This is a genomic window from Halanaerobium praevalens DSM 2228 (genome assembly GCF_000165465.1).
Classification (GTDB): Bacteria; Bacillota; Halanaerobiia; order Halanaerobiales; family Halanaerobiaceae; genus Halanaerobium; species Halanaerobium praevalens.
Window position 1 is genome coordinate 311,429 of sequence record NC_017455.1, and the last position, 17,537, is coordinate 328,965.

At 31.0% G+C, this 17,537-nt stretch carries 17 protein-coding genes and 1 tRNA gene; 16 read left to right on the plus strand and 2 right to left on the minus strand.

Translation table 11 applies throughout. From position 1 onward, the window contains the following. The first annotated feature begins 16 nt into the window (after positions 1-16). The 5 genes from HPRAE_RS01355 to HPRAE_RS01375 are packed head-to-tail and all read left to right on the plus strand — an operon-like array spanning position 17 to position 5,227. Positions 17-1,138, plus strand: a complete 1,122-nt coding sequence (locus HPRAE_RS01355) for a glycosyltransferase (RefSeq protein ID WP_014552455.1) — start codon at positions 17-19, stop codon at positions 1,136-1,138. A gap of 24 nt (positions 1,139-1,162) precedes the next feature. Then, complete coding sequence (locus tag HPRAE_RS01360) at positions 1,163-2,314, plus strand: glycosyltransferase family 4 protein (protein WP_014552456.1); 1,152 nt, start codon at positions 1,163-1,165, stop codon at positions 2,312-2,314. Continuing rightward, positions 2,314-3,432 carry a glycosyltransferase family 4 protein gene (locus HPRAE_RS01365; protein WP_014552457.1) on the plus strand — a complete coding sequence of 373 codons (1,119 nt, stop codon included), beginning with the start codon at positions 2,314-2,316 and terminating at the stop codon, positions 3,430-3,432. Before HPRAE_RS01360 ends, HPRAE_RS01365 begins: the two co-directional genes overlap by 1 nt. Positions 3,433-3,447: 15 nt before the next feature. After that, positions 3,448-4,392 (plus strand): NAD-dependent epimerase/dehydratase family protein, encoded by a 945-nt coding sequence (locus tag HPRAE_RS01370; protein WP_014552458.1) that lies wholly within the window; start codon positions 3,448-3,450, stop codon positions 4,390-4,392. Positions 4,393-4,408: 16 nt separating this feature from the next. Next, on the plus strand, positions 4,409-5,227 hold the full coding sequence (locus HPRAE_RS01375) for a lipopolysaccharide kinase InaA family protein (RefSeq protein WP_014552459.1): 819 nt from the start codon (positions 4,409-4,411) through the stop codon (positions 5,225-5,227). Positions 5,228-5,342: 115 nt separating this feature from the next. On the opposite strand, the gene HPRAE_RS01380 is transcribed toward HPRAE_RS01375, so the two are convergent. Continuing rightward, positions 5,343-5,418: transfer RNA gene (locus HPRAE_RS01380), tRNA-Glu, on the minus strand. Positions 5,419-5,701: 283 nt separating this feature from the next. On the opposite strand from HPRAE_RS01380, the gene HPRAE_RS01385 reads away from it, so the two are divergent. Beyond that, the gene (locus HPRAE_RS01385) at positions 5,702-7,048 is read left to right on the plus strand and encodes an FAD-dependent oxidoreductase (RefSeq protein WP_014552460.1); all 1,347 of its coding nucleotides are present in this window, start codon (positions 5,702-5,704) and stop codon (positions 7,046-7,048) included. A 62-nt stretch (positions 7,049-7,110) separates the two neighbouring features. On the opposite strand, the gene HPRAE_RS01390 is transcribed toward HPRAE_RS01385, so the two are convergent. Continuing rightward, positions 7,111-7,671, minus strand: a complete 561-nt coding sequence (locus tag HPRAE_RS01390; protein WP_014552461.1) for a BMC domain-containing protein — start codon at positions 7,669-7,671, stop codon at positions 7,111-7,113. Between the two features lie 286 nt (positions 7,672-7,957). Here HPRAE_RS01390 and HPRAE_RS01395 point away from each other — a divergent pair, with 286 nt between their 5' ends. The 10 genes from HPRAE_RS01395 (at position 7,958) to HPRAE_RS01440 (ending at position 17,515) form a co-directional block, all read left to right on the plus strand. Then, positions 7,958-8,320, plus strand: a complete 363-nt coding sequence (locus HPRAE_RS01395; RefSeq protein ID WP_014552462.1) for a BMC domain-containing protein — start codon at positions 7,958-7,960, stop codon at positions 8,318-8,320. A gap of 18 nt (positions 8,321-8,338) precedes the next feature. After that, the gene (locus tag HPRAE_RS01400) at positions 8,339-8,767 is read left to right on the plus strand and encodes a EutP/PduV family microcompartment system protein (RefSeq protein ID WP_014552463.1); all 429 of its coding nucleotides are present in this window, start codon (positions 8,339-8,341) and stop codon (positions 8,765-8,767) included. Between the two features lie 23 nt (positions 8,768-8,790). After that, the gene (locus HPRAE_RS01405; RefSeq protein ID WP_014552464.1) at positions 8,791-9,375 is read left to right on the plus strand and encodes an ANTAR domain-containing response regulator; all 585 of its coding nucleotides are present in this window, start codon (positions 8,791-8,793) and stop codon (positions 9,373-9,375) included. Position 9,376: 1 nt separating this feature from the next. After that, positions 9,377-10,795, plus strand: coding sequence for a sensor histidine kinase (locus HPRAE_RS01410; RefSeq protein WP_014552465.1), 1,419 nt, complete (start codon positions 9,377-9,379; stop codon positions 10,793-10,795). Positions 10,796-10,951: 156 nt separating this feature from the next. Then, entirely contained in the window at positions 10,952-12,385 is a 1,434-nt protein-coding gene (gene eutA, locus HPRAE_RS01415; RefSeq protein WP_014552466.1) for an ethanolamine ammonia-lyase reactivating factor EutA, read from the plus strand. A 23-nt stretch (positions 12,386-12,408) separates the two neighbouring features. Further along, positions 12,409-13,788 carry an ethanolamine ammonia-lyase subunit EutB gene (locus HPRAE_RS01420; protein ID WP_014552467.1) on the plus strand — a complete coding sequence of 460 codons (1,380 nt, stop codon included), beginning with the start codon at positions 12,409-12,411 and terminating at the stop codon, positions 13,786-13,788. Between the two features lie 3 nt (positions 13,789-13,791). Continuing rightward, on the plus strand, positions 13,792-14,688 hold the full coding sequence (gene eutC, locus HPRAE_RS01425; protein WP_174254496.1) for an ethanolamine ammonia-lyase subunit EutC: 897 nt from the start codon (positions 13,792-13,794) through the stop codon (positions 14,686-14,688). Positions 14,689-14,708: 20 nt separating this feature from the next. Continuing rightward, entirely contained in the window at positions 14,709-15,362 is a 654-nt protein-coding gene (eutL, locus tag HPRAE_RS01430; protein WP_014552469.1) for an ethanolamine utilization microcompartment protein EutL, read from the plus strand. 18 nt (positions 15,363-15,380) lie between these two features. Then, positions 15,381-16,046 carry a BMC domain-containing protein gene (locus HPRAE_RS11330; protein WP_014552470.1) on the plus strand — a complete coding sequence of 222 codons (666 nt, stop codon included), beginning with the start codon at positions 15,381-15,383 and terminating at the stop codon, positions 16,044-16,046. Further along, a complete protein-coding gene (locus HPRAE_RS01440; protein WP_014552471.1) occupies positions 16,046-17,515 on the plus strand; it encodes an acetaldehyde dehydrogenase (acetylating) in 1,470 nt (489 codons plus the stop codon). Before HPRAE_RS11330 ends, HPRAE_RS01440 begins: the two co-directional genes overlap by 1 nt. The last annotated feature ends 22 nt before the right edge of the window (positions 17,516-17,537 follow it).

Genomic DNA, 17,537 nt, shown 5'->3' on the forward strand with positions numbered 1-17,537 from the left:
AATTAATATTATTTATATGTATGATAGAAAATGGCCTTCTAAATGTCCAGGTATTAATTTTTGTACATCTACTTGTGATGGTATTTCTAAATATTCTACAACTGATAATATATTTTTATTTGCTGTAAATAATACTAATGAAAGAGATATAACTGAAATATTATCTAATGAATTTAACATAAACCCAAGAAGAAATTTCAAAATAAAACTTTTTAAGAAGTATATTTCAAGAACTAAGTTTATTTTATATTTAAATTTCATGAAAGGGTTTATAAAACTTAATAGAAGTAAGAAAATTGATGTTATAATAACTAGGAATACTAAGTTACTACCATTTTTATTTCTATTAAAGAAATTATATAATATAAAAATTGTATTTGAAACACACCATATATATGCAGCGCCACATTTAAGGGAGAAAAAGAATAGGAAAAAAGAAGTAAAAATACAAAAAAAAATATTACCTAAAATTGATGGTATAATATGTTTGCATAATCCTCAAAAAGAAATTTTAAAACAGAACATATCGCAAAAAAATTATCTTATTGCTAGACCTGGAATTTATAGTAAAAAGAAAAATAATAATTGGAATAAAAAATATATTGGATATGTAGGATCTTTAAGCAAAAATAAAGGAGTAGAAGAAATTTTTTATGCTTATAGCAAAATTAAAAATAATTCTATTAAGTTACTAATTGTAGGGGGTAAAAAGAATAATTTAAAAAAATGTCATAGATTGGTTGAAAAATTAGGCATTTCAGATAGTGTTAAATTTACAGGATGGGTAAATCAAAAAAAGTTAGATTATTATTTATCTCAAATTAAAATTGGTATTGTTCCTGCAATTGATAATTTTTATAATAACTATGTAAGTTCACCTGTTAAAATATTTGATTATTTTTCTTATTCTATACCTGTAATTGGAAGCGATATTAAATCAATTAGAGATATTGTGACTAACGATTGTGGGTTATTTTATAAAAAAGGGAAAACAGGAGAATTAACAAATCAAATGGATAGATTAAATAAAGATAGAAATTTGTACAATGAATTAAAAAATAATATTCAGAAAAGACAAAATGATTTATTATGGGAAAAAAGAGGAAAAAAAATAATAAATTTTTTAGAAAAAATATAGTAATAGTGATGGTGATAGATTGATATGAAAATAGCACTGATACATAAAAAATATACTACCCATGGCGGAACAGAAAGATATATGGTTGGTTTATCAAAATTTTTAGTTCAAAAAGGCCATGAAGTACATGTTATAACTGGAAATGTTGATGAAAGCTCTAAAGCAGAAGGAGTTATCTATCATCTTGTTTCTGCCTGGGGAAAGCATTTAGGAATAGATAAACATATATTTGCTAAAGCTGCCAAAAAAGAAGTTGAAAAATATAACTTTGATATAATTCAAAGTTTTTCGAGGTTAGGTTTTGGAGATGTTATTCGAATTGGTGGAGGCTGTCATCAAGTTTTTTTGTATAAATATTTAAGTAGTCTAGAAAATAAAATTTATAAATTTAAAAAGAAAATTGAATATAAATTATCTTTACAGGATTACTTTACAAGATATTATGAAGCAAAGGATTTTGAAAAAGGTAATTATAAAAAAATAGTTGCAGTTTCACAAATGGTTAAAGATGATATTATTAAGCTTTATGATGTTCCAGCAGATGATATAATTGTTAATCATAATGGTGTGAATTTAGAAAAATTTAATTTAAATAACAAAGATAAGTTTTCTCAAGCAATTAGAAAAAAACATAATTTTACTAAAAATGACTATGTTTTATTATTTTTAGGAACTGGATTTAAAAGAAAAGGGTTAAAATATGTATTAGAAGCACTTAAAAATTTAGAAAATGCCAAGCTGATGATAGTTGGTAAGGGTGATATAGATAAATTTAAATCTAAAGCCGAAGAATTGTCTGTTTTAGATAGATGTAGATTTATTGGTCCAGTAAGAGAAGTAGAAAAATATTATGCGGCAGCTGATGTTTTTGTATTTCCGTCTACTTATGATCCCTGTGCTAATGTTACTTTAGAAGCAATGGCTTCTGGTTTGCCAGTAATTACTACTGAAGATAACGGTGCTTCCGGAGTAATTGATAAAAATCAAAATGGATATATTTTAGAAGTAGCTGATGATGTAAAAAAAATGGTTGAATATATAAAAAAACTTAAGAATAATAAAGTAAGACGAACTTTTTCTGAGCAAGCAAGTGCTAAAATGCAAAATCATAGTAAAAAAGATAATTACCAAAAAATGTTGGATTTTTATAAAAAAGAAGAGGGTTGTAAATTATAATGAAAAATATTTTAATTATGAATACGGGAACAGGTTGGGGTGGTTTAGAGGCCTGGTTTTATAAAACTGCTGCTGCATTACAAAAAAGAGATTATAATATATTTATTTTAGCTAAAACTGATTCTAAATTTTATTATAAATCTATTGCACAGGATTTTAATGTTACAGGCATAGATCATATTGGTGACGGAACATTTTTAAATCCAGCAAGAATTGGTTTTTTAGTTAAGTACCTGAAAAAAAATAAAATTGATGCCATCTTTTTGGCTCAATCATCTCATTTTAAATATGGTTCAATAGCTGGTAAGATTGCTGGTACAGAAAAAATTATTTATCGCAGAGCGATTGCTAAACCTATAAAAAATAAGTTTTATAATCGTTTATTTTTAAAATACTTTATTACAGATTTTATGTCAATTTCCAAAATTACACGAGATATGAATTTGCAAGATATCCCAGCGGGTGTTTTGGATAAAAGTAAACAAAAATTAGTTTATAAAGGTGTTAAAAAGGATAATTTTTTAGAACCTGAAATCAAGTTTGATTTGAGAGATGAATTTGAAATCAAAAAGGATGAACTAATTTTAGTAAATATCGGCAGAATGTGTCGTCAAAAAGCTCAGCAATATTTAATTGAAGCTCTGCCCAAAGTTATCGAAAAACATCAAAATTTCAAGGTGTTATTTGTTGGTAAATTAGGTGGTAAAGAAAATAAGTATAAAAAATTAGCCGAAGAACTTGGGGTCAAAGATAACGTTATTTTTACTGGTTTTAGAAAAGATATACCATCTATTTTAAAACAGGCTGATTTTATGGTCCATACTGCTATTTATGAGGGTGGATCTCCCTGGGTAATCTTGGAGGCAATGATGGCAGGTTTGCCAATAGTTTCTACAGAAGCAATCACTATTCCAGAATTTGTGCAGGACGGAGTTAATGGATATTTGGCAGAAAATAAAAATCCTGAAGATATTGCTAATCAAGTTATCAAGATGATAGAAAACAAGGATAGGGTTAAGATGGGTCAAAAATCAGCAGAAATTGCTGCTGAGAAATATACCTTTAAAAAAATGATTGATAATATTGAAGAAAAAATTTTTAATAAAACATTAAATTAATTTGGGGTGATATAATTGAAACATTTAATTACAGGAGCAGCAGGTTTTATTGGTTCTAATTTAGCCAAGGAACTATTAAATGCAGGTGAAGAAGTAATTGGTATAGATTGTTTTACAGATTATTATTCTCGTGATTTGAAAGAAAGAAATATAAAAAATATATTAGATAATCCTAACTTTACTTTTTTAGAAAAAGATCTTTTGCAGATTAATTTAAAAAAGCTATTAAAAGATATAGATTATATATATCATCAGGCTGCTCAAGCTGGAGTTCGATCAAGCTGGGGAGAGGATTTTGAAATATATAATCAAAACAATATTCTTTTAACTCAAAAATTATTGGAGGCGGCCAGAGAAGCTGAGCAATTAAAGAAATTTGTTTATGCCTCATCTTCTTCAGTCTATGGTGATACAGATCAGCTGCCAATGCAGGAAAAAAATAGATTACAGCCAGTTTCTCCTTATGGAGTTTCTAAGTTGGCTGGAGAAAATTTAGCTTATTTATATTATAAAAACTTTAAGGTACCTACAGTTTCACTGCGTTATTTTACTGTTTATGGTCAGGGCCAGCGTCCTGATATGGCTTTTCATATTTTTATTAAAGCTTTTTTAACAGGTAAAGAAATTAATATTTTTGGTGACGGCAAACAGAGTCGAAATTTTACTTATGTTGGTGACATTGCACGAGCTAATATTTTAGCTGCTCAAAAAGCTCCAGCTGGTGAAATTATTAATATTGGCGGTTCGGGTAAAGGAATAGTTTTAAATGATACTCTTGATTTAATTAAAGAGCTTACAAATTGTAATACTAAAATTAATTATACATCAAAAGTTAAGGGAGATGTAAAACATACTTCTGCTGACACTTCTAAAGCTAAAAAACTATTGGGTTATCAGCCACAAGTATCATTTAAAGAAGGCTTAAAAAGAGAAGTGGAATGGCTGCAGGAAATTTACTAAATTGGGATGAAATATTATGAACTTAAAAAGTAATTCTTTTCTAAACTACGAAAAAAAAGGGGTTAAGATTACTATTCGTAGTGATCTTAATCCAAAATGGGTAGAATCCTTTTTAGATGAATTTTGTTTTGGCTTAGAAAATAAATCTAGAAATGAAAAAGTTTTATATGATAAAAGAAATACAATCACTAAAATAAATGATCAGATTTTAAAAAAAGAAATAGCAGTTAAAGAATTTCATTTAACTAAAACTTATGATCAACTTCGTTTTAGAATGCTGCCATCTAAAGCAGAGCGTTCACTCAACCTTGCTAGAGCTTTAGAGAAGATTGGCCTCCAAACACCTGCTCCCTTAGCTGTTATTGAAAAAAGGGGTAAGACTAATCAACTTATCTTTAGCTATTATATAACTGACTATGTTGATTATGATTTTAATCTGCTCGATATTGCTAAAAATTTTGAACATCCAGAAAGATATAAAGTTAAAGAATTAATGCCTAAACTGGGTCAAGAAATTAAAAAAATGCACCAGGCAAAGATTGTCCATAATGATTTACATGCAGGTAATATTTTAGTTAAAGATTTCGAAATTAAGCCTAAATTATATTATATTGATTTAAATCGGGGTAGAATTAAGGAAAATCTTTCACAAAAAGAAAAAATAGATGATCTTAAAAGATTGAAATTTACTGAGCAGGAAAAAAAGATTTTATTTAAAAATTATGCTCCAAAAAATTGGAAGTATTATCAAAAAAAAGTTACTAAGGCAAGACAGAAGCGAAGAAAATTTGTCAAAACTAAAAATAAAATCAGAAAGTTTTTAGGAATAAAATAAGGCTAATTAGATTAAATTAAGTTAGTCTTATTATTTTTGATTTAAAATTCACAATAATCAAATTTTATTTTTAAATATAAAAAAAGACAGCCTATTGACTGCCTTAATCACAAAATGGTACCCTCAAGGGGATTCGAACCCCTGCCGCCAGGATGAAAACCTGGTGTCCTAGACCCCTAGACGATGAGGGCAAAACCTATACAGTTTTGTTGACTGCAATAAATATAATAGCACAGGTTGCTTATTTAGTCAAGAAAAATACAAAAGAAATATTATTTAGAATTTTTAGTTTTAATTTTAAATTGTTTTAATTAGTCAAAATCAACTTTTAAGTTTTTAAATAAGAATAATTACTTTTAAAAAAAGGAGGAAAAAAACTAATCTAGAATAGTATATTTAGAGAGAAAACTATTATTTGACTTAAAATTGATTATAAATATAAATTATTTAAAATATTAATTAGGAGGAATTAAAATGAAAATTGCAGTAATTGGAGCAGTTGCAGCTGGAACTAGTGCAGCAGCTAAAGCACGGAGAACAAACAAAGAAGCAGAGATAGTTGTTTTCGAAAAAGGAATTGACATTTCTTATGCTGGTTGTGGTCTACCCTATTATATATCCGATATAATAGAAGAAAGAGATCAACTTTTAGCTTTTACTGCTCAGACTTTTGCCGATAAATATGGAGTTGAGCTTAGAACAGAGCATGAAGTTAAAGAAATTGATCCAGCTAAAAAAATGATTTACTATGATCATTTAGCGGAATCTAAAAAAGGTGGTTATGAATATGATAAATTAATAATAGCTACAGGAGCAACTGCTATTGAGCCTCCTTTTCCTGGTTTAGAATTGAATAATATTTTCACTTTACGCTCTGTTAATAGTGCTGATAAAATTAAAGCAGCTGTAAATTCTGGTCAAGTTAAAAAAGCAACAATTATTGGAGCAGGACTAATTGGATTAGAAATGGCAGAAGCTTTTAGTGAGCGAGGAATAGAAGTTACTGTGGTTGAATTACAAGAACAAGTATTACCACAATTCAGTCCAGAAATGGCAGAGCTTGTAGCAGAACATCTAGAAGCAAAAGGGGTAAAACTAATTTTAGGTGATGGGGTTGACCATTTTGCGGGAGAAAAAGAATTAGCAAAAGTAGTTACAGCTTCTGGTAAAGAAATTGAGGCTGATTTAGCTTTGCTTTCAATTGGAATTAAAGCAGAAACAGAACTTGCTCAAAAAGCAGGAATAGAAGTTGGAGAAAGTGGAGCAATTAAAGTTAATCAAAAATTAGAAACTAACCTTAAAGATATTTATGCAGCAGGAGATTGTGCAGAATCTACTGATCTTTTAACAAATAAACCAGTTTGGATTCCTTTAGGTTCAACAGCAAATAAACAGGGAAGAACCGCTGGTGAAAATGCAGCTGGGGGAGATGCTAAACATTATGGTATTTTAAAGACAGGTATTACTAAAATCTTTGATTTAACAGCAGCTACTACAGGTTTAACATTAGAAGAAGCCGAAGCTGCTGGTATTGATGCTTTTGAAGTTAAAATAAAAGCTCGTAATCATGCTGGTTATTACCCTGGAGCAGCTCCAATTCATCTTAAAGGAGTATTTGAAAAAGAAAGTGGAGTTATTGTTGGAGCAGAAGTGATTGGTGGTAGTGGTTCAGATAAGAGGATTGATGTCTTAGCTACAGCCATTTATAATCGGATGACAGCTGATGAGTTATTTCAGGTTGATCTCGCTTATGCTCCTCCTTATTCAAGTCCTAAAGATCCAGCTGCTGTTTTAGGTATGGTAGCAGCTAAAAAACTTTAAATTTAGAGAGAAACTTTGTAAATGAAAGCTTAAAAAGAAGGGAGCTTTTGCTCCCTTTATTTTTAAGTTAATATTTTTGCTATTAATTTTGGTTCAGGACTTGAAATTAAGGCTTTAGAAATTAAATGCTTATTACCTAAAGCAGATTCTACTGCTTTAATAGCCTGTTTACAGGCTTCATTTTCTCCACTGAAAATAACAAAACCTTTACCACCAATAGCCATTGCTAATTTAAGTTCTAATAGTTCAACTTCAGCTGCCTTAACTGCAATATCAGCAGCCTGAATTGTAGAACTAATATTAATATATTCTAAAATTCCTAGAGAATCAGTTATATCTTTTTTCTTTCTTTTTTTTAATAAAAGCTCTTTAACTTGTTGATTAATATTTGCTAGCAAAAAATGATTAACTAAAGCTTTTTTGTTTTTAGCAATTTCTAAGCCAGAATTTAAGGCAGTTTCTACAGCACTAACACTACCTGCAAATAAAACACTATATTTACCAGGACAGATAAATTTAGAATGAACTATTTCTACTGCAGCTGTTTTTAAAATTTGATCTGCAGTTTCAATTCCAACCGCTATTTTGGAAAATTCTATTAAAGCTAAACTATTATTATTCATTTTGACCACCTTTTTTAAAATTAATTTAGTTGTTCTAATGCTTATATTTTAGCAAAAGAGGCAAAAATCCTTTAAAAAAATAAAAACTTGAGTTAATTGCTAAAAGTTCTTGCTTTTACTAACTTATTATGATACAATTTTTCTAAGAAAAATGAATAGTAGATTGCACAATGGAGTGTGATCATAACTAATAAGCAAAGAAGCTTGTAGAAAAGGGATATTTATGTCCTTTTTATACAGGCTTTTACTATTTTTTGAGAAAAAAGTTTCAAAATGGAGGGTTCTTATGGGAGAAAAAGAAGAAGTTGTAGAAAAACAAAGGATAATTCAGGAATTTGTACCTGGAAAACAGGTGACTTTAGCACATATAATTGCTAATCCCCAAGAAGGGATTTATCAGAAATTAGGTTTAGTTGATCAGGTAAATGATGCAATAGGAATTTTGACTATTACTCCCAGTGAAGCTTCAATTATTGCAGCCGATGTTGCCACAAAGGCAGCGGGTATCGAAATAGGCTTTATAGACCGTTTCAGTGGTTCTTTAGTAATTACTGGAGATGTAGCAAGTGTTGAATCATCAGTTAAAGAAATTATGAATATTTTACAGAATATATTAGATTTTACTCCAGCTAAAATTACTCGAACATAACAATAGGTGAGCACTTAAATGAAAAAAGCAATGTTGATTGGAAAAAGTGGTAGTGGAAAAACTACCTTAATTCAGCTTTTAAGTTCGGAAAAAATAAGGTATAATAAAACACAGGCAATGGAATATTATCCAGAATTTATTGATACACCTGGTGAATACATTGAAAGTAGGCGTTATTATAATGCTATTATTTCTTCAGTAGACCAATGTGAAAACATGGTTTTAGTTCAAGCAGCTACTGATCATGATAGTGTTTTTCCGCCGAATTTTGCTAAAACTTTTAATCAAAATATTTTGGGTGTAATAACTAAAATAGATAAAGATTCTGCCCAAATAGAACAAGCAGAAAAAATTCTGCAAAGAGCAGGAGTTAATAAAATTTTCAAAATTAGCTCTATCACAAAAGAAGGCTTAGCAGAATTAAAAAAGTATTTAAAAATAAAATGATTTAGGTGAGAAAGGGGAAGACTATGGGAAAGAAAATAGTAATAGCCGATGATGAACCTATTACTATCATGGATATCTCAGAGATTTTGACTGAGGAAGGTTACAATGTGGTAGCTGAAGTCTCAGATGGTTTTGATGCTATTGAAGCTTGTCGTCAGCACAAACCTGATCTTGCTCTACTTGACATTAAAATGCCACTTTTAAGTGGGATTAAGGCAGCTAGGATTATTAAAGAAGAAGAATTAGCTGAAACAATAGTTTTTTTAACTGCCTATAGTAACAAAGATTTTATCAGTCAGGCAAAAGAGGTAGGTATAATGGGTTATTTAGTTAAGCCTGTAGATAAAGCAAGCTTATTACCTGTAATAGAACTTGCCATTGCTAAAGGCGAAGAAATGGTAGATATTAAAGAAAATATTAAAGTTTTAAAAAGTAAATTAGAAAAAAGAAAATTAATCAGCAGAGCTAAAGGGATTTTAATGGATTCTGAAGGCCTCTCGGAAGAAGCAGCTTATAATAAAATTCGGAAATTAAGTATGGATAAAAGATGTTCAATGAAGGAGATAGCTCATGTAATTATTATTAACAATAATTGCCTGGGTAATTAGAATGCTCAGAGAACTTTGTCAAAAAGAGACCAGACTTAGTGAACAGGATATTGAACAGTTAGAAAAATTAGCTGAGCAATTACCGAGAATTGCTAATTTAGTTAAAGCTGATGTTTTTATTGATTGTCCAATTGATGATCCAGATGCTCTTTTAGTTGTGGCTGAAGCAAAACCTCGAGGAGCAAAAGCGATTTCTAATTATCAAGGATCTGTTGTAGGTGAGTTAGCTGTTAGAACTAATGAGCCAGCTGCTCTAAGAACAATGGAAACTGGAGTTGGAACTCGAGATTTAAAAGCTTTAACCCAAGAAAATAAAAAGGTAAAACAAAATGTAGAGCCAATTAAAAATAAGTTAGGTAAAGTAATAGGTGTTCTCATTATGGAGCGCGATATTACAGCTGATATTAAAAAGAATAAGCAGATGGAAATTTTAACTGAAACAACAGAACAACTTTCAGATTTACTTTCATTAGATGAATCTGAAGATGTGATTGCTAATTATATTAATGATGCAATTATTATTTTTAATAGCCAAGGTTATGCTAAATATGCTAATACTGTTGCTAAAAAATTATATTCTGATTTAGGCTATAAAGATCAAATTAAAGGAATGCATTTTAATAATTTAACCCTAGGCCAAAAACAGTTTAGAGAATTAGCAATAGAAGTGAATTCAACCGAAAGTTTTGAAGTTAGTCTTAGTGATATGATTTTAAAAGTAAATTATTCTATGATGTACGGCAAAGATAATGTTGCTGGTTTAGTTATGTTAATTAAGGATATTACTGAAGTTAAGAAAAAAGAGAAAAAGTTAGTTTTAAAATCAGTTGCTCTAGAAGAAATACATCATCGAGTAAAGAATAATCTGCAGATGATAGCTAGCTTGCTGCGTTTGCAAGCACGTCGAGTTGATAATCAAGAAGGGCGACAAGCTCTAATAGTTAGTATTAACAGGATCTTAAGTATTGCAGTTACTCATGATATACTTTCTCAAAATGAAATAAACGAAGTCTATATTAAAAGTATTTTAAATAAAATTATTGAAAACACCGCTGCTTATTTTTTAAATGAGCATAAAAATATTGAGATCAAATTATTAGGAGATAATTTTATTATTGATTCTGAAAAAGCAACTTCGATTGCTTTAGTAGTTAATGAACTTTTACAAAATGCTTTAAAACATGCTTTTGAAGATCAAAAAGATGGTTTGATCAAGGTTAAAATTTATCAAGGTAATAATTATTCTAATATTACAATTAGTGATAATGGTTTAGGTTTTAATATTGAAGAAGTAAAGAAAAATCGTTTAGGTTTTAAAATTGTAAAAACAATTGTTAATGATAAATTAGGTGGACATTTAGATTTAGAATCAAGTCAACAGGGAACAAAAATTGTTTTTGATTTTAAAAATGAAATTTAATTTAAAAATTATACAAATAAATAATTACAAAACACAATGGGGTGTTTTGCAAAGGCAATGGGGCCAGTTTAGGGATAACTATGTTTAGATGTTATCCTAAGCTGGCCTATTTTTTATAAAAAAGTTAAAACTCTAGTTAAACTTGGAGGTGAGAACTTGGATAAAATTTTAAGTGTTGGCATTGATATTGGTACCTCAACAACTCAAGTTATATTTAGTGAAATAACTTTAGAAAATATGGCTTCAGGCTTTACCGTCCCTAGAATTAATATTATTGATAAAGAAGTTATTTATAAAAGCAATATTTATTTTACTCCCTTAATTTCTCAAACTGAAATTAATGGTGAAAAGATAAAAGAAATTGTAGAAAAAGAATTTAAAGAGGCCGGAATTGATAAAGAAAAAGTTAGTACTGGAGCTGTCATTATAACTGGTGAAACAGCCCGCAAAAAAAATGCTAGCTTAATTTCTGCACAACTCAGTGATTTAGCTGGAGATTTTGTGGTAGCAACTGCTGGTCCAGATTTAGAATCTATTATTGCTGGTAAAGGAGCAGGAGCAGCCCAGTTATCAAAAAAAGAAAATAGAATAGTTATTAATTTTGATATAGGAGGTGGTACTACAAACATATCCGTTTTTGATTCAGGTGAGATTATTGATACAGCTTGTTTAGATATTGGTGGTCGTTTAATTAAATTTGATCAAGATAATCAAATAATTTATGTAGCCGAAAAAATCAAAAAGTTAGCTGCTGAAATTGGGATTGAAATTAAAGAAAATACTCAATTAAAACAGTCTGATCTGAAAAAGATAACTGAAAAAATGGCAGCAATCTTAGTCGAAACAGTTGCTGCAAAAGAAAAAAGTGATCTTTATCAGTACTTAATAACTAATCACGGTTTAAGCCAGAAAATTGAGCCAGATTACATCTCATTTTCTGGAGGAGTAGCTGATTATATAGGCCAAGAAATTGAGCCAGGAGAAAACATTTTTGCTTTCAACGATATTGGTATACTTTTGGCCCAACAAATAACTCAATCTCCACTTTACCAAGATTATAAAATAGTAAAAGCAGCTGAAACAATTAGGGCAACAGTAGTTGGAGCAGGTAGTCATACCACTGATATTAGTGGTAGTACTATTACTTATAATGGAGATGTTTTCCCTCTGAAAAATGTTCCTATTATTAAAATTACAGCTAAAGAAGAAAAAGCTGACTCAGCTGAATTAATCGAGATTATTAAGAAAAAGCTGGATTGGTTTGATTTAGAATCAGAACTACAGCCAGTTGCTCTAGCTTTAAAAGGAAAAAGCAATTTTTCTTTTAAAGAAATTACCGAATTAGCCAAAATTATAGTTAGTGGAATGGATACTATTATTTCAAATCAACTTCCCTTAATCATTATTTTAGAAAATGATGCTGCTAAAGTTTTAGGGCAGACAATTAACCGTCTTTTAGAAAAGAAAGAAAATATTATTTCTTTAGATGGGATTAAAGTAAATAATGGTGATTATATTGATATTGGTAAACCTTTGGCTAAAGGAAAAGTAGTGCCAGTAATAATTAAGACTTTAATTTTTGGCAAATAATAAAATGAGGAGTGTTTAAGAAGATGAAATTAAAATGCAAATTATTTGGCGATGTCTATCAGTTTGATAGTGTAAAGGAGGTGCTGGGTAAAGCAAACGAAATTAAATCTGGAGATCAATTAGCAGGTGTAGCAGCGGAATCTGTAACAGAAAGAATTGCAGCTAAAACTGTACTTGCAAACCTAAGTCTTTCAGATCTTCGTAATAACCCAGTTGTTCCTTATGAAGAAGATGAAGTAACTAGAATTATCCAGGATGATGTTAATGAAAGAATTTATGGTGAAATCAAAAACTGGACTGTTTCTGAATTAAGAGAATGGATTTTAAGTGATGAGGTTAATGGTAGTGATATTAGAAGAATCAGTCGTGGTTTAACAAGTGAGATGGTAGCAGCAGTAACAAAATTAATGTCTGACCTTGACTTAATTTATGGTGCTAAGAAGATAGTAGTTACAGCTCATTGTAATACTACTATTGGTAAACCAGGAACTTTATCTTTTAGATTACAGCCTAATCACCCAACAGATAATATTGATGGAATTATTCCTTCAATGATGGAAGGTTTTTCTTATGGTGCAGGAGATGCAGTTTTAGGTTTAAACCCTGTTGATGATAGTCAAAGTAGTGTTACTACTATTTTAAATAAATTTGATGAGTTTAAAAGAGAGTGGGAAATCCCAACTCAAATATCTGTTTTAGCACATATGACAACTCAGATGAAGGCAATTAAAGCTGGAGCACCAGCTGATTTGATTTTCCAAAGTATTGCTGGTTCTGAAAAAGGAAATGAAGCTTTTGGTGTAACTGCAGATTTAATTGAAGAAGCAAGACAGCTTGCTTTAAAAGAAGGTACTGCAACTGGTCCTAATGTAATGTATTTTGAAACAGGTCAGGGAGCAGAGCTTTCTTCAGATGCTCACTTTGGAGCAGACCAGTTAACTATGGAAGCTAGATGTTATGGTCTTGCTAAAAGATTTGATCCATTTATTGTTAACACAGTAGTAGGATTTATTGGACCAGAATATTTATATGATGGTAAGCAAATGGTTAGAGCTGGTTTAGAAGATCACTTTATGGGTAAATTAAGTGGTATTTCAATGGGTGTAGATGTTTGCTATACAAACCACATGAAAGCAGACCAAAATGATTTAGAAAGATTAGGTGTACTCTTAGCAAATGCTGGTTGTAACTATTTAATTGGAGTACCTGTTGGTGACGATATTATGCTTAATTATCAGTCTGCTGGTTACCATGAAGCACAAGCAATTAGAGAAACTGTTGGCTTAAGACCTATCCCTGAGTTTGAAGCTTGGTTAGAAAAGATGGGAATTATGAAAAATGGTAAATTAACAGATAAAGCTGGCGATGCTTCTATATTTTTGAAAAATGGAGAGGTGAAGTAAATGATATCTGAAAGAGATTTAAGAGATATTGTTAAAGAAGTTTTAAAAGAAGTTGGAGCAGATAATCCTAAGACAGTTGAAAAGGTAGAAAATGAAGTACAATCAGCAGTTTCAGGTACAAGTACTGAAGTAGAAAGTGGAGTTATTGCTGATATTACTGAAGTAGATTTAAAGAAGGAACTTTTAGTACCAAACCCTGCAGATGAAAAAGCAATTTTAAATCTAAAAGCTAATACTTCTGCTAGACTTGGTGTTTGGAGAACCGGACCTCGTTACAAAACTCAGACATTATTAAGATTTAGATCTGACCATGCAGCTGCAATGGATGCAGTATTTACTGATGTTTCAGATGAAATCATCGAAGAAATGGACTTATTTAGAGTTCAGACTAAGTGTCAGGATAAAGATGAGTTTTTAACTAGACCTGATTTAGGTCGTCAATTTGATGAAGAAAACTTAGCTAAGATTAAAGAAAATTGTAAAGACAAGCCTAAAGTACAAATTTATGTAGCGGATGGTTTAAGTTCTACAGCAATTGAAGCTAATTTAAGAGATGTTTTCCCAGCAATTAAGCAGGGTCTAGAAGGTTATAACTTAGAAATTGGAACTCCTTTCTTTGTTAAATACGGTAGAGTAGCAACTATGGATGCAATTTCAGAATGCTTAGATGCTGATGTAAGTTGTGTTCTTATTGGTGAGCGCCCTGGTTTAGCAACTGCCGAAAGTATGAGCTGTTATATGGCTTATGATGCAAAAGTAGGTATGCCAGAAGCAAATAGAACAGTTATTTCTAATATTCACTCTGGTGGTACACCAGCAGTTGAAGCAGGAGCACATATTGCAGATGTTATTAAAGCTATGTTAGATCAAAAGGCAAGTGGACTTGATTTAGATATTTAATTAAAGGAGGAAAATTAGTTATGAGAAATGATCCCTTATATGGAGAAGTTTTAAGTGTTAAATTAATTCCTAATGTTAGTCCTGATTTGAAAAAAGAATTAAAATTAAATGATGATCAGCGCAGTGTAGGTATGATTACCTGTGATATTGATGATGTTGGTTATACAGCTATTGATGAAGCAACTAAAAAAGCAATGGTGGATGTTGTTTATGCTACCTCATTTTATGGTGGAGCAGATAATGCAAGCCAAAAATTAGCAGGTGAGTTTATCGGAATTATTGCTGGTCCTAGCCCTGCTGAAGTAAAAAGTGGTTTAAACGCAGCTGTTCAGTTTATTGAAAATGATGCTTGCTTCTATAGTGCAAATGAAGATGGAAGTATCTGCTATTATAATCACTGCGTTTCTAGAACTGGTACTTATTTATCAGAAACTGCTGGAATTCCAGAAGGCCAGGCACTTGCTTATTTAATTGCACCACCGATTGAATCGATTTATGCTTTAGATGCTGCTTTAAAAGCAGCTAATGTTGAAATGGTAACTTTCTTTGGTCCCCCATCTGAAACAAACTTTGGTGGAGGTTTACTAACTGGAAGTCAGTCAGCCTGTAAAGCAGCCTGTGATGCATTTGCTGCAGCAGTAAAATCTGTTGCTGATAATCCAGTAAGTTACTAATTATAAGGAGAGGTTAAAATGAGCAATACTGCACTTGGACTAATAGAAACATATGGTTACACTGCTTCAGTAGAGGCTGCAGATGTCTGCTTAAAAGCTGCTAATGTTAGCCTTTCAGCCTGCAAAAAAGTTAGAGGTGGATTGGTTACAATTGAAATAATAGGAGATGTTGGTGCTGTTAAAGCAGCAATTGATGCTGCAGAAGCAGCAGTTCCCAGAGTTGGAAAATTAATTTCAACTCATGTAATTCCACGTCCAGCAGCAGAGCTCGATTCTATTTTAGGAGATAATAGTTTTAACTCGAAAACTGGCTCTGAGACTGAAAAAGAAGCACAAAAAGTAGAAAAGTCAGATCAAGCTGAAGTTGAAGCTGAAAATGAAGTTAAAACTGACAAAAAATCAGAAGCAAAGACTAAAGCTGAGACTAAAACTGATGCTCAGCCAGATTCTAGTTTAGAATCTAAGCAGAATAAAAAAGAAAAATCAAAGCCAAAAAAAGAAAAATCTGAGTCAAAAAAACAGCTAACTAAAAAAGAATTAAAAGAGCATAAGGTAGTTGAGCTGCGTTCTTTGGCTAGAGAAATAAAAAATATTAAACTAACTAATAAAGAAATTAAATATGCCCGTAAAAAAGAACTAATCAAAGCAATTTTAGATGCAAAAAGTAAAAGGAGTGATACTTAGTGTTAGAAGATAGAGATTTAAAATCAATTCAAATGGCAAGGAATTTGGTGCAAAAAGCAAAAAAGGCACAAAAAGAATTAGCAGAATATAGTCAAGAACAAATAGATAATTTAGTATCTGAGTTAGCAAAGGCAGCAGCAGCAGAAGCTCAGCCTTTAGCTGAGTTAGCAGTTAAAGATACTGGAATGGGTATAGTAGAAGATAAAGTAGAAAAAAATCTACTAGCTAGTACTGGTCTCTGGGATTATATTAAGGATATGAAAACAGTAGGTGTTGTTAGAGAAGATAGAGAAAAGAAAATTACTGAAGTAGCAAGCCCAATGGGAGTAATTGCAGCTTTAGTTCCTTCTACTAATCCAACTTCAACAACTATCTATAAATCATTAATTTCCTTAAAAGCAGCTAATGCAATTATCTTTAGTCCTCATCCTTCTGCTCAAGAGTGTATTCAAAAAGCAGTAGATGTACTAAATAAAAAATTAGCAGAATTAGGTGCTCCAGAAGGACTAATTGGTTGCATGGATATAGTTAGTCTTGAAGGAACAAGCGAACTAATGAGTCATGAAGATGTTTCCTTAATCTTAGCTACTGGTGGTTCAGCAATGGTTAAAGCCGCTTATAGCTCTGGAACTCCTGCTTTAGGTGTAGGTCCTGGTAACGTACCAGCCTTTATTGAAAGAAGTGCTGACCTAGATAAAGCTGTAGCAAGAATTATGCAGAGTAAAACTTTTGATAATGGAACAATTTGTGCTTCTGAGCAGTCTGTTATAGTAGAAAGCTGCATTAAAGATGAAGTAGTTGAACTATTTAAAAAAGAAAACGCCTACTTTCTCGATGCAGATGAGAGCAAAAAAGTTGAGGATGCTATCCAACCGGCGCACGGTGGGCTTAATGCAGCTATAGTTGGTAAATCAGCTCAAAAGATTGCTGAAATTGCAGGAATTGAGGTGCCAAGCAACTGCCGTGTTCTAATTAGTGAAACAGGTGGTGTTGGTCCTGATTATCCATTCTCTAGAGAAAAATTAGCTCCACTCTTAGGTTTCTATACAGTAGAAAACTGGGAAGAAGCGTGTGACTTATCAATGGAAATTCTAAATTATGGTGGACTTGGTCACTCTTTAGGAATTCATAGTAAAAATGAAGAGGTTATTAGAGCTTTCTCACTTAAAAAACCTACTTCTAGAATGTTAGTTAATACTCCTACAGCTCTTGGAGCAACAGGAAAAACTACTAACTTAGCTCCATCATTTACTTTAGGCTGTGGTTCTAAAGGTGGTAATGCTACTTCTGATAACATAACACCACTTAACTTATTTGATCGCAGAAGAATTGCTTATGGAGTTAGAGATGTAGAAACTTCTACACCTCAAACTCAAACTGCAACTTCTAATTCTAATCTTAAAGATAGTGGAGAAGAAGAATTAGACATTATTATCGATAAGATCTTAGAAAAATTATCTCAGAAATAAGCTGAATATAATTAGGTATTAA